Annotated in this window: 10 protein-coding genes and 1 rRNA gene; 5 read left to right on the forward strand and 6 right to left on the reverse strand. The window is 68.2% G+C overall.

Annotated features, from left to right (window positions below; all coding sequences use genetic code 11):
* The first annotated feature begins 184 nt into the window (after positions 1-184).
* Both VGF12_RS14375 and lplT read left to right on the forward strand, forming a co-directional pair.
* A complete protein-coding gene (locus VGF12_RS14375) occupies positions 185-1660 on the forward strand; it encodes a GAF domain-containing protein (protein WP_331176725.1) in 1476 nt (491 codons plus the stop codon).
* A gap of 60 nt (positions 1661-1720) precedes the next feature.
* Positions 1721-3004, forward strand: coding sequence for a lysophospholipid transporter LplT (lplT, locus tag VGF12_RS14380; protein ID WP_331176726.1), 1284 nt, complete (start codon positions 1721-1723; stop codon positions 3002-3004).
* Positions 3005-3505: 501 nt separating this feature from the next.
* Here lplT and VGF12_RS14385 read toward each other — a convergent pair.
* On the reverse strand, positions 3506-4747 hold the full coding sequence (locus VGF12_RS14385; RefSeq protein ID WP_331176727.1) for a glycosyltransferase family 1 protein: 1242 nt from the start codon (positions 4745-4747) through the stop codon (positions 3506-3508).
* 113 nt (positions 4748-4860) lie between these two features.
* On the opposite strand from VGF12_RS14385, the gene VGF12_RS14390 reads away from it, so the two are divergent.
* Positions 4861-5475 carry a hypothetical protein gene (locus VGF12_RS14390; protein ID WP_331176728.1) on the forward strand — a complete coding sequence of 205 codons (615 nt, stop codon included), beginning with the start codon at positions 4861-4863 and terminating at the stop codon, positions 5473-5475.
* Positions 5476-5874: 399 nt separating this feature from the next.
* On the opposite strand, the gene VGF12_RS14395 is transcribed toward VGF12_RS14390, so the two are convergent.
* Positions 5875-7521 carry an aminotransferase class III-fold pyridoxal phosphate-dependent enzyme gene (locus VGF12_RS14395; RefSeq protein WP_331176729.1) on the reverse strand — a complete coding sequence of 549 codons (1647 nt, stop codon included), beginning with the start codon at positions 7519-7521 and terminating at the stop codon, positions 5875-5877.
* A 71-nt stretch (positions 7522-7592) separates the two neighbouring features.
* Here VGF12_RS14395 and asd point away from each other — a divergent pair, with 71 nt between their 5' ends.
* The gene (gene asd / locus VGF12_RS14400; RefSeq protein WP_331176730.1) at positions 7593-8462 is read left to right on the forward strand and encodes an archaetidylserine decarboxylase; all 870 of its coding nucleotides are present in this window, start codon (positions 7593-7595) and stop codon (positions 8460-8462) included.
* On the opposite strand, the gene VGF12_RS14405 is transcribed toward asd, so the two are convergent.
* The 3 genes from VGF12_RS14405 to VGF12_RS14415 are packed head-to-tail and all read right to left on the reverse strand — an operon-like array spanning position 8446 to position 11107.
* Positions 8446-9348 carry a UDP-2,3-diacylglucosamine diphosphatase gene (locus tag VGF12_RS14405; protein ID WP_331176731.1) on the reverse strand — a complete coding sequence of 301 codons (903 nt, stop codon included), beginning with the start codon at positions 9346-9348 and terminating at the stop codon, positions 8446-8448. The genes asd and VGF12_RS14405 overlap by 17 nt on opposite strands.
* A gap of 47 nt (positions 9349-9395) precedes the next feature.
* Complete coding sequence (locus VGF12_RS14410; protein ID WP_331176732.1) at positions 9396-10049, reverse strand: 2-hydroxychromene-2-carboxylate isomerase; 654 nt, start codon at positions 10047-10049, stop codon at positions 9396-9398.
* A gap of 41 nt (positions 10050-10090) precedes the next feature.
* Positions 10091-11107, reverse strand: coding sequence for a serine aminopeptidase domain-containing protein (locus VGF12_RS14415; protein WP_331176733.1), 1017 nt, complete (start codon positions 11105-11107; stop codon positions 10091-10093).
* A gap of 100 nt (positions 11108-11207) precedes the next feature.
* On the opposite strand from VGF12_RS14415, the gene VGF12_RS14420 reads away from it, so the two are divergent.
* Positions 11208-12215 (forward strand): LysR family transcriptional regulator, encoded by a 1008-nt coding sequence (locus VGF12_RS14420; protein WP_331176734.1) that lies wholly within the window; start codon positions 11208-11210, stop codon positions 12213-12215.
* Positions 12216-12401: 186 nt separating this feature from the next.
* Here the strand turns inward: VGF12_RS14420 and rrf are convergent.
* Positions 12402-12488, reverse strand: a 5S ribosomal RNA gene (gene rrf, locus VGF12_RS26260); the annotation flags it as partial.

Below are 12488 nucleotides of genomic sequence, written 5' to 3' on the forward strand. Positions count from 1 at the left end.
CATGGTCGACAGGAATCAGTCGATACCACTCTAATACCAACGACAGGCATCGTCAATTGGTTTTAAACTGGTCTATGGCCGCGCTGGCAGACCCTGGATCTGCCTCATCCTCGGATGTGGCGGGTTCTCGGAATCGACAAGAATACCAGTGAGAAACCAACCCGCCCCATCCGGATCTGCCATCGTGTTCACGCTCCAACCCGCCGCCAGCGAGGGCCTGGCAGAAACGCTGGCCCGCATAGCCCGCGTTGCCCACCGCCACCCGGCCACCGCCGATGGCTTGCTGGAGACGCTGAGTGCCAACGCTGTCAGAGCCGGTGACGTTGCAGCCGGCGTGGATGCCCTCTACGCACGCTTCGGCTTGCTGGAGCCGCGCGGTCGTGCGCTGGAGTTGCTGCCGGCGCTGGAACAGGCTGGCGCGCAGGCGGCCGCGGGCCACTTCCCCGTGCAGGCGGCGCGCGTCTGTGAGGCTCTGGGGCGCATCGCCTACCAGCAGGGCGAGTACCAGCTCGCCAGCGAGCAGTGGTCCCGCGCGCTGGACCTCGCCGAGGTCAGCGGCCATCTGCAGACCGGCGTGGCCGCACGCATCGGCCTGGGCCAGATTCACTACGGCCAGGCCGACTGGGCGCGCGGCCTGCGCCAGATGCGAGACGCCGGAGAGCATCTCGCCCTGCTCAACAGCCAGGGCGACGACAGCTACCTGGCCGCCAAGCTGGCGCTGAACATCGGCGTCGGCAGCTTCGAGACCGGGGACCTGCCGGCCGCCGAACGCCACTTCAGCCATGGGCTGGCGGCAGCGCGACGTGGCGGCCACCGCGTATTCGAGGCCGAGGCGCATTGGCATCTCGCGCGCGCGGCCCTGGCCCGCCAGCGCATGGACTGGGCCGTGGCCGACTGCCGGCTGGCGCTGGACATCGCGGTTCGTCACGGTTATCCCTGGCTGGAGGCGGCAGCGAGCCGCACCTGGACGGAGATCGCCCTGGCCCGCGGCGACAACGCCGCCGCTGTGCGCTCCACCCGCCACGGCCTCGCGCTGGCCCAGCGCATCCAGGCCCGAGCCCAGGCCCGCCAGGCCCATCTGCAGCTGGCCGAATTGCTGAAGGCCCAGGGTGACGCGGCGGGTGCGCTGGAGCACCTCTGGCAACACCTGGCACTGCAGTCCGAGATCGAGCGCCTGAGCCTGCCGGCCCGGGCCGCGCTGGCCGCGCCGCCGCCCGAGGAGGGCGGCACCCCGGTCACGCCGGAAGAGCAGTTGCTGCAGCTGTGTGGACAGCGCCAGCGCTTGGCCGCACTGCAGCCCCACGAGGCCCTGGCCGAGCTGAAGGCCGCCAGCGCACGCATCCTGGGCCTGAATCGCGTGATCCGATGGCAGCTTGGCGAGGGCGGCCTGAGCAGTGAGCAACAGCCCCGCTATCTCGACTTGCTGACCCGCCATGGCGCGCCGCTGGCCTTGCCCGACGCGGCGTTGCACCCCTGCCATGCCGAACTCGCCAGCCTCGCGGGCGCGGCCGAAGCGCGCATCGAAGTGCCGCTGTACGACGGCACCCGGCTCGTTGGCGCACTGTGGCTGGTGGATGCCCGCGCCACGCGGGCCTGGACGCGACAGGAGCTGCTGATCGCCAGCCAACTGGCTCTGCTGTTCGAAGCCGTCGGGCGCTGAGCACCACTTCGCGGCCGAGTCACGGCCTTTTCACGGCCGCGTGACAAGCTGGCGACGGAGATGTCCTCCACCTTCCCCAGCACCTGCCCACTGCCCCGCCCTGCCCTGCCGCACGGCTTCGGCCTCGTCATCGGCGCTCAGTTCACTTCCGCATTGGCGGACAACGCGCTGCTCATCGTCGCCATTGCGCTGCTGTCCCAACAGGGCTTCGCACTCTGGTGGGCGCCGTTGCTGAAGTTCGGCTTCATGGCGGCCTACGTGGTGCTGGCCCCTTGGGTGGGGCCGCTGGCCGACGCCTTCGCCAAGGGGCGCGTGATGGCAGCGATGAACATCGTGAAGATGCTCGGCCTCGCGCTGCTGGCCTGCGGCTTGCACCCTGTCGCGGCCCTGGCCGTCGTGGGCCTGGGCGCAGCGGCCTACGCGCCGGCCAAGTACGGGCTCGTCACCGAAATGGCCGAGCCCGAGGCCCTGGTGAAGGCCAACGGCTGGATCGAGATCAGCGTCGTGTCCGCCGCGCTGCTGGGCGCTGTGCTGGGCGGCGCCCTTGTCAGCCCGCAGTGGCTCGCCTCGGGGCTGGCGGACTGGTGCGACGGCCTGGCCCTGCCGGCCGACAAGCTGACCGGCTCGCTGGCCGCGCTGCTGTTGATCTATGCCGTGAGCAGCGTGTTCAACGCCGGCATCCGGGACAGTGGCCAGCGCCGACGCAGCGAGGCCCACGACCCGATGACGCTGCTGCGCGAGTTCCGCGTGGCCAACCGCAGGCTGTGGCTCGACCGCGAGGGCGGCCTGTCGCTGGCGGCGACGACCCTGTTCTGGGGCGTGGGCGCGACGCTGCAGTTCGCCGTGCTGCGCTGGGCCGGCGTGGCGCTGGCCTTGCCGTTGAGTCAGGCGGCCTATCTCCAGGCCGCAGTGGCCGTGGGCGTCATCGTCGGCGCGGCGGCGGCCGGACACTGGCTGGCCCTGCATCAGGCGCGGCATGGCCTGTGGGCGGGTGTCGTGCTGGGCTGCCTGATGCCGGTCGTCGCCCAGGTCAGCGACGTCGCCCTGGCTGCTGCTGTGCTCGCCTTGGTCGGCGCCGTCGGCGGTGCGATGGTGGTGCCCCTGAACGCGCTGCTGCAACACCGCGGTGCCGTGCTCCTGAGTGCCGGAAGATCGATCGCAGTACAGGGCTTCAACGAGAACCTGAGCGTGCTGGCGATGCTGGCGGCCTACGCAGGGTGCGAGGCGGCGGGGGTGCCGATCACGGCAACGCTGAGCGGACTGGGCGTGTTGGTGGCAGGTGCGATCACCGCCTTGATCTGGGTCGACAAGAGACGGCGGGAAAGGACGCCTTCGCAGTTGTAGCGAGGCCTCCTATCGCGCCACGGTTCTGGCGCGTCATCAGCCCGTGGCGACCATGATGTCGCACGCGTCGCAGAGCCAGTACCGAAGACGCACAAGGGCTTGCAGAGGTCTCTGCCTCGAAGATCAGGCGGGGTCCGCATCGTCGCAAGGCAGGCCTCTTCCTCACCCAGCCTCGCCCTGGGGACGGACCGCCTTGCCCTGTTCGCCGCCCTGCTCCAGTTCGCGTCAACCGCAGCTCAATGCCGGGTCGTGCGCAGCTGGCAAGTGCTGATCCGACATGCGGCGGCGCATCTGGTGATGATGCCTCTTCGTCATGGCGGTTGCCTTGACGATCTACCGAAGCCCGTCCTTGCCGAGCGTCGTCTTCCTGGCCACAAGCCGGATCGGAATTTGGCCGATCCTGCATTGGCTCGAGTGGCACGCGGAAGGCCAGCATCGCCGAGATGGCCTTCCAGTCCTGCGCTCGAAGTCGAAGTCACTGGGCATGGCGCCCGGCCCACCTCAAGCCGCCGGCTGCAACCCCGGCAAAGAGAACCCCGGCTCGGCCCGCGCAATGGCGCCCTCCAGCACGGACTCGAAGTGCGCCGTGATGTCGCCCCAATCCAGCCGCCGCGCCGTCGCCCGCGCTGCGTCGGCAACGGCACGGCGCGCCGCCGCATCCGAAGCGGCCACGCGCGCTGCCGCCACGAAATCAGTCTCCCGGCCCGCACCCGCCAGCCAGCCGTTCACGCCGCTGCGGATGAGTTCGCCGGCGGCCGCGCTATCGAAGGCCACGACCGCGCAACCGCTGGCCATGGCCTCGGTTGTCACATTGCCGAAGGTCTCGGTCAGACTGGCGAACAGGAACAGGTCCAGGCTCGCGTAATGGGCCGCCAGGTCGTCCCCGCTGCGCGAACCCGCGAACACCGCCTCGGGCACGCGCGCGGCCAGCTCGGCGCGCATGGGGCCATCGCCGACGAAGACGAGCCTGGCTCGCGGCTGCATGGCCTTCACGGCGTCATACGCAGCAAGCACGACGCCCAGATTCTTCTCTGGCGCCAGCCGGCCGATATAGCCCATGACCAGATCGTCGGGCCCTGCACCCCAGCCCTCTCGCATCGCAGCGCTGCGCCGTGCCGGATCGAAACGCTGCGCATCGACGCCGCGCCCGACGACGCTCAGCCGCTCGAAGCCGCGCTCGGCCAGTTGCACGCGCATGGCCTCGGTGGGCACCATGGTGGCGCCGCAGCGGTTATGGAACTTGCGCAGGTAGCCCATGATGGGCCGGGACAGCAGCCCCAGGCGGTAGTGCTTGCCGTAGGCATGGAAGTTGGTGCGGTAGTCCGACGTGACCGGCAGCGACAGGTGCTGCGCGGCCTGCAATGCGGACCAGCCCAGTGGCCCCTCGGTGGCGATGTGCACGACGTCGGGACGGTGAAGGGACCACAGTTTCACGAGGGCCCGTTTACTGGGCACGCCCATGCGCAGGTTGGGGTACAGCGGCACGGGCAGGCCCTGGGTCAGAACTTCGTCCACCTCGGGCTTGGGTGCGCCGGCCTGCACGGCCATCTTGGCCGGCTGACGCGGGCGAATCAGCTGCACGTCATGGTTGCGGCGGTTGAGGCCGTCCACGACGCGGGCCATGGACATCGCGACGCCGTTGACCTCGGGCGGATAGGTCTCCGTCACCACGGCGAGCCGGCGCGAGTGGCGCGGCGCCGGCAGGTCATTGACCAGGATGTCATCGTCAGCTGAGGTGTTCATGCCGCGCATGCTGAGCCGACCGTGCAACAGCAAGATGACAAGCGCACCGTCACGCCGATTTCACGCTTGCGGCCCACCATCCGCCCCGATTTCCACCCACACGAGGACGGGACGTGAACGAATTCTTCCAAACTCTGAAGACCCAGCGCTGGGACGACCACCGCTACTACCACCACAGCCGCATCAACCAAAGCCTGCACCTGATCAGCGCGCTGAGCTTCCTGGTGGCCTATGGCTTGGTGTTCGTCAATCCGGCCTGGGCCGCGCTGCTGGCTTGGTGCGTGTCGATGACGACGCGCCAGGCGGGCCATTTCTTCTTCGAACCGCGCGGCTACGACGCGGTCAACCAGGCTACCGACGAATACAAGGAGGCCATCAAGGTCGGCTACAACATCCGCCGCAAGATCGTGCTGCTGGCGGTGTGGGTCGCACTGCCTGCCGTGCTCTGGCTGGCGCCGTCGCTGGGCGGCCTGATCGAGCCGGCTGTGGGCCTGCGGGGCTATCTGGAAGACGTGGGCATGGCCTGGTTCTGCCTCGGCGTCGTGGGCCTGTTCTTCCGCGTCGGCCAGTTGTGGGCGACACAGGGCGCGATGCAGGCCTTCGCGTGGATGACCAAGATCCTGACCGACCCGGTCCACGACGTCTACCTGTACCACAAGGCCCCGCTGCATCTGCTGCGCGGCGAGCTGATCGACCCCATGCACCACATCGGCAGCGAAGCCCACTGAGGCCCCCTACTGGGCACCCCTACCGAGCGCCGCCGCTCCTAGCGGCTCGGGGGGGGCTTCATGCCCCCCCTGCCTTCCCCACGGCCACCGGACGGTTCGGAGCGCCAAACGCCGCACATTGCGCCCCTTCCGAAGCCTGCTTTCCATCCCAGCGGTCGGCCCCGCCCCCTTGCACCACCTGCGCCACGGCACGTCCGCCTGAGCGGCCTGTGACCTGCCGGACTCGCGCATCCCCGCACAGTGGCCTTTGGCGTCAATCGTCATGATCGAATGACGACGAGGCCCGTGGGAGCATCCATGCTGGGCGCGCAACGAGAAGGCCCGCATTGAAACTGCCGCCCGTACGCTGGACACCCGTCCAACCGCCGAGGTCAGGTCACATGCGGACCGGACTTCTTGCTAGAACTTCTTCGCCAGCATCTCGCGGAAGACGCCGCGGCGGATCGCCTTGACGGTGAGCTCCGGCGCCGTCCACCACCAGCCGTCGGCGCGCATCTCACCGCAGGCGGCGACAAAGCGCTCCATGACCTCGCCGAACTCGGCGTCGCCGTAGTTCAAGCTGAAGATCAGCCGCCCCGTGCCGACCCAGCTCAGCGCCAGGCCGTGCTTGCGCAGATAGAACTGCAGCATCCAGTGGTAGCGGCCGGGCTGGTCGTACATCACCGTCCAGATCGTCGACAGATTCGCCATGCGCACCGGTGCACCGGCCGCGGACAGGCGGGCGTTGAACTGCGCGCAGCGGGCATTCCAGCGCTCGTCCAGGCCGCCATAGAGCGCCTTCACCTCGGGACGCTCCACGCCTTTCAGGAAGGACGCCATCGCGGCGACGACGTAGGGGTGGGCATTGAAGGTCCCGCGGGCAAAGCAGATGTCCGCCGGCCTGTCCTCACGGTAGCGCTGCATCAGCTGTCGGCTGCCGCAGACCACGCCCACCGGCAAGCCACCGCCCAGCGTCTTGCCGTAGGTGACGAGGTCGGCCTTGACCCCGAAGTATTCCTGGGCGCCGCCGGGCGCGAGGCGAAAGCCCACGAAGACCTCGTCGAAGATCAGCACGATGCCGCGCGCGGTGCAAACGTCACGCAGCTTGTGCAACCAGGCCGCGTAGGCCTCGCGGTCGTATCCGGCACGGCGGCTGCCGTCGATCAGCGCGGAGTCGCCGGGCGCATTCGCGTTGGGGTGCAGGGCCTGAAGCGGGTTGACGAGCACGCAGGCGATGTCACTGCGCGTGGCCAGCACCTCGAGTGAGCGCTCGGTCATGTCCTGCAGCGTGAAGGTCTCGCGCGGCGGCAGTGGGTTTCCGGGCCCCGGCTGCACATCCTCCCACCAGCCGTGGTACGCGCCGGCGAAGCGCACCAGGCGCTTCTTCTTCGTGTGATAACGCGCCAGCCGCACGGCCTGCATGACAGCCTCGGTGCCGGACATGTGGAAGCTGACCTCCTCCTGGCCGGAGATGGCCTTCAGGCGGTCGAGGACGTCGAGCACGCAGGGGTGGTAGGCCCCCAGCACCGGCCCCAGCTCGCGGGCGGTGGCGACCGCTTCGTCGATGCAGGCCTTATAGGCGTCATAGCCCAGCAGGTTGACACCGTAGGAACCGGTCAGGTCGTAGAAGCGATTGCCGTCCAGGTCCTCGACCTGCACGCCCTGGCTGCGCTGCAGGAAGGCGCCCACCCTGAGGTGTTGGCGCAGCACCGGGCTGAACTGGAAGGGTACGCGGTAGCGGCCGGTGAAGCGCAGGTCGGAGATGGTGTCGCGCGCCGCCTCGGTGGCGGCCAGCGTCTTCTCGAAGCGTGCGTCGAACTCGGTGCCGAGGCGCTGCAGTGCGGCCCTGCGCTGCGCGGCGACTTCGTCCGGTGCGCCGTCGGCCGCAAAGAACTGCGTTTCGTCATAGGCATAGCCCGGCACCCAACGCGCCAGGCGCTTGGCCATGCGCGAATGGCCCGCCAGCGAGCGGTGCTTCGCACGCGACAGCTCCAGCCTGCGCTTGGCCGCGGGCAGCAGGGCCAGCACGCCCAGGGCCAGGGCTGACAGGGTCAGGGATTCGTCCATCTTGTCTTCCGGAATTCACGAAGGTTTCAGATGTAGCTGCGACGCTTGACAGCCGAATGAATGACAAAACCATGACCACCGTCCGGGGCCGGTTCCAGCGCCTCTTTGCCCAGGAAGACCTGAACTTCCTGCTGACCAACCGCGTGCCGCGCATCGCGCTGACGAAGGCGATGGGTCGCTTCTCGCGCATCGAGAGCCCGTGGCTGACGCGCCTGTCCATCGCCGTCTGGCGACTGTTCACGCCGCTGGACCTCAGCGAGGCCAAACACCAGCACTTCCGTTCTCTGAAGGACTGCTTCACGCGGGAACTGAAGCCCGGCGCGCGCGTGTTCGACACGCGGCCGGACGTCTTCGCCAGCCCCAGCGACGGCATCGTCGGCGCCACCGGCAGTGTGCGCGAAGGCCAGGTTTACCAGGCCAAGGGCTTCCCGTACTCCACGGCCGAGCTGTTCGGCCCCACGCAGGACGCCAGCGCGTTCGAGGGCGGGTGCTTCGTCACGCTGCGCCTGACGTCGGCGATGTACCACCGCTTCCACGCCCCCGCCGATGGCACCGTTGAGCACGTGACCTACTTGAGCGGCGACACCTGGAATGTGAACCCGGTGGCGCTCAAGCGGGTGGAGCGGCTGTTCTGCCGCAACGAGCGCGCCGTGGTGCGCATGACGCTGGCCAGCGGGCAAGCGATCGCACTGGTGCCGGTGGCGGCCATCCTCGTGGCCAGCATCCGGCTGCATTTTCTGGACGTGCTGCTGCACCTGGGCCGCCGCGGCGCCAACGAGATGCCGTGCTCGGCGCCACACGCGAAGGGCCAGGAGATGGGCTGGTTCGAACACGGCTCCACCATCATCGTCTTCGTGCCGCGGGGCTTTGAGTTGGCCGAGGGCATCGGCCCCGGTGTGCAGGTCCGCGCCGGCCAGGCACTGCTCAAGCAGGTCGGCTGACGCTATCCGGCGTCGTGACCTTCGCGACGGCCGGCACCGGCAGGCCCACCGGCGTGGGCTTTGACTTGGGCGCCGGCAGCATGCCGGGCAGTGCAGCCTGATCGCCCCGATCGATGATCTCCAGCCGGCCGTCGAAGTGCTCGACGAGCGCAGTCAGGCTCTCCACCCAGTCGCCGTCGTTGCAGTAGAGGATGCCGTCAATCTCGCGGATCTCGGCATGGTGAATGTGGCCACAGACGACGCCGTGCGCGCCGCGCTTCTTGGCTTCGCGCGCGACGGCGTTCTCGAACTCGTTGATGTAGCTGACCGCACGCTTGACCTTGTGCTTCAAGTAGCGCGACAGGCTCCAGTACGGCAGGCCACACTTGGCACGGATGCGATTGAACCAGCGGTTGGCCTTGAGCGTGAACTCGTAGGCCAGGTCTCCCGCGATGGCCAGCCAGCGCGCGCACTGGATGACGCCGTCGTACAGGTCGCCATGCGTGACCCACAACCGTTTGCCGTCGGCCGTCACGTGGATGGCCTCCTCCATCACATCGACGCCGCCAAAGTTGTGCATCAGGTACTTGCGCGCGAACTCGTCGTGGTTTCCGGGAATGAAGATGACCCGCGTGCCCTTGCGAGCCTTGCGAAGCAGCTTTTGCACGACGTCGTTGTGCGACTGCGGCCAGTACCACGAGCGGCGCAGTTGCCAGCCGTCGATGATGTCGCCGACGAGGTAGAGCGTGTCGCACTCGACGTCCCGCAGGAAGTCCAGCAGGGCCTTGGCCTGGCAGCCGGGCGTACCCAGGTGCAGGTCCGAGATCCAGACAGTGCGCACCGACAACGAGGGCGTGTCGGCGGCAGGGTCAACGGCGGCAGCGTTGGGATCTGGCTTCGTCGGCATGGCAGTCATGCTGCCCGCCGGTCGTGACGCGGCCGTGAACGTCTGATCTAGGTCAAACCTTTGAAGGGTCCGCTGCCGAGCCAGGCGTCGATCTGGGCTTGTCGATCGTTCCCCCAGAAGGGCTCACCGTCGATGATGAAGTGCGGCGCGCCAAACACGCCAGCCGCGATGGCTGCCTCGTTCTCGGCCTTGAGGCGCGCCTTCCAGACCGGGTCGCTCCAGGCAGCCTCGGCCGCGTCGGCATCGATGCCGGACTTGGCCATCAGGTTCTTCAGCGCCTCGTTGTCGCTGAGCACGACACCACGCGTGAAGTAGGCGCGCAGGCCGGTGTGCGCCCAGGCCACGGCCCGCGCCGGATCCTGGTCGTGCAGCCACCAGAACACACGGGCGGCGTTCTGTGTCGCGATGGGAAAGACCTCGGGCTGGCGATAGGGCAGACCGGCGAAGCGGGCCGAGCGTTCGAAGTCACGCAGCGTGTAGTCGCGCTTCACGGGATGGGCGACAGGCGACTTCAGCTCTGCGGCCTGGAAGGTGACGCCCAGCAGGATGGCGTGCCACTGCACGCGCCGGCCGTGGCGGGCGGCGACCGCTTCTACCCATTCCGAGGCGATGTAGGCATAGGGCGAAGAGAAGTCGAAATAGAACTGCACCGGCGCACGCTTCAGCGCGGCGTTGTCGGCAAGGAATCGGTCATCGATCATGGCGCAACCTTAGCCCTGCCTGGCGGGCGCCGCAGCGGTGCTTACGCCGAGTGCAGCCGGAGCGCGAGGCGCGGTGTCGCGGTCTCGATGGGCGCCAGCAGCCGCGGCCACAGCTTGGCGCCAAGGTCGCGCCGGAATGGGCCGAAGTGCTCGATCTTGCTCACCCCGAGGTCGGTGGGCGATATGGCATGACGCTGCACGCGCGCGGCGACGAACTGGTGGGCCAGCGCGTCCACGGCAGCTGCCGGGCCGAAGAGGTGATCATCGGTGATGTTCCACAGGTGGACCGTGCCGGTGAACTGGTCATAGCAGCGTTCGCGGGCCAAGCTCTCGTCGCCGAACAGGAAGCCTGGCTGGCGTCCCCAGGCAGCCCATTCCAGCGCCGCGGCACTCGGCAGGTCTTCGGCGCGAGGCCCCAAGAGGCGGCCTGGCGCATGCCCGAAGAGGCGCACAGCACCGGGCAGCATCAGGTGGAAGAACAGCCAGGCCTGCAGTCGCGCGAGGCCTGACCAGTGCCCGAGATAGGCCACCTGGGCGGCGACGCCTAGCAGGGCGTCGACCTTCCCCGGAAAGCCCGGCACGAGACCCACCGCGTTCCCGCCTAGCGAATGCCCGACCCACAGCAGTCCGAGCTCCCGCCCCTGAAGCTCGGCTGCTTCGAGTCGGCGTCGATCGGCCGCGTGCAGGGCGGCGCTCATGTCCACGCGCGCCCAATCGCGCAGACGCACGTCCTCGCCCGGCTGCAAAGCCGCGCGCGATGCGGCTATGCCGCGATAGTCGAAGCTGAGCACCGCATAGCCGCGCCGCGCCAACCATTCGGCGAAGTGCCGGTAGTAGCTGGCGGGTACGGCCGTCGCTGAGCCGATGACGGCTACGGCGCGTATGCCCACGGCAGACGGTGGCTCGAACCACTGCGCAGCCAGCAGCCGGCCGTCATTGCAGCGCAGAGCTGTCGGGCTGACGCGGACGGTCAGGTCCTGTCCATCTGGGTCGACGGGTTCCGCCGCTCGGCCGGCCGAGGACCGTGCCTCGGTGTGAATCATGGAAGAGAGAGTCATGAGCGCCTCGGGCTACCGCCCTTGCGGCGGCCTGGGAGGCAGTCTAGATTGACAACTTTCTCGGCGGTAGATCGCCAAACCTTCCATCATCGTCAATTAGATGTCGACAAACGCCCCCTCACCGCGTGGCCTCGGTCGTCGCCGGCAGACCGTGGCCGAGCAGGCGCTGGACGCCAATGCGCTCGAGCTTTTCGCCCGCATCGCGCAGGCCGGCAGCTTTGCCCAAGCGGCGCGCGACCTCGGATTGACGCGGGCGGCCATCAGCCGTCGCATTGCCGCCATCGAAAAGGCGGTCGGCCTCGTGCTGTTCGCGCGCAGCACACGGAGCCTCGGCCTGACAGAAGCCGGTCGACGCCTGCACGCCCGTGCCCGGGCCGTCCGGGATGCGGCCGAAAGCGCCCGCCTGGCATTGCGGCACACCCGCGACCAGCTCGACGGCACGATTCGCATCAGCGCGACGGCCGGCTTTGGACGGCATGTGCTGGCCCCCTTGCTCGCGCAGTTCCAGATCCAGCACCCCGCCGTTCGCTTTGAGCTCTTCTTCACGGACCGGCGCGTGGATCTGTTGCGCGAAGGTCTGGATGTGGCCTTCCGCTTCACCAGCACGCCGCCGGAGGCCTGGGTGGCCCAGCCGGTGCTGAAGTTCGCCATTCGCGCCTATGCCCGCGCCGGCCTGGCCGTGGCAACTCGGCCGGAGGATCTGGCCGGCGTCTCGATGCTGCTTCTGGGACAGAACGAGGAGCCGTTTGCCAGCCAGTGGCTGCACGACGACGGACGCCGCGAGGAAGTCGCCCTGCAGGCTTCGGCCTGGGGCAGTGATCTGGACGGGCTGATCGAACTCGCGCGTCACGGCGCAGGTGTCGTGCTAGCGCCGGATTTTTGTGTTGAGGCCGGAGACAGGGGCGAAACCTTGGCAGCTCCAGGCCACTCGACCATGCCCTCCCGCGTTGGCACAACAGCGACGCCGCTCGCGAACCTGCTGCCTGGTTGGCGGATGCTTGCCGGCATGGATACCGTGCAGGCGCTGACGCTGCCGCCTCCCGCGGGTTCCGAACCCGCCCGAGCCTTGGTTCGCTTCGTTCGTGAATCGCTCGCACCAAGAGAGTAGGGTGAGCAGGTCGTTATGCGCGCCTGGTACGCCAGTGGAAGGTGCTCGCCGCGGTGGCTGAAACCCGATGGACCTCGCCGGCATCTCGTATTTCGGGGAGAACCCTCCGCAAGGAAGTAGTATTTGCTCGCCCCAAAAAGCGAAACCCCCACCATCTTTGAATGGTGGGGGTTGGCTCAATAAATAGCCTGACGATGACCTACTTTCACACGGGAATCCGCACTATCATCGGCGCTGACTCGTTTCACTGTCCTGTTCGGGATGGGAAGGAGT

Origin of the sequence: Roseateles sp., from assembly GCF_036404855.1 — a bacterium.
Taxonomy (GTDB): Bacteria; Pseudomonadota; Gammaproteobacteria; order Burkholderiales; family Burkholderiaceae_C; genus Pelomonas.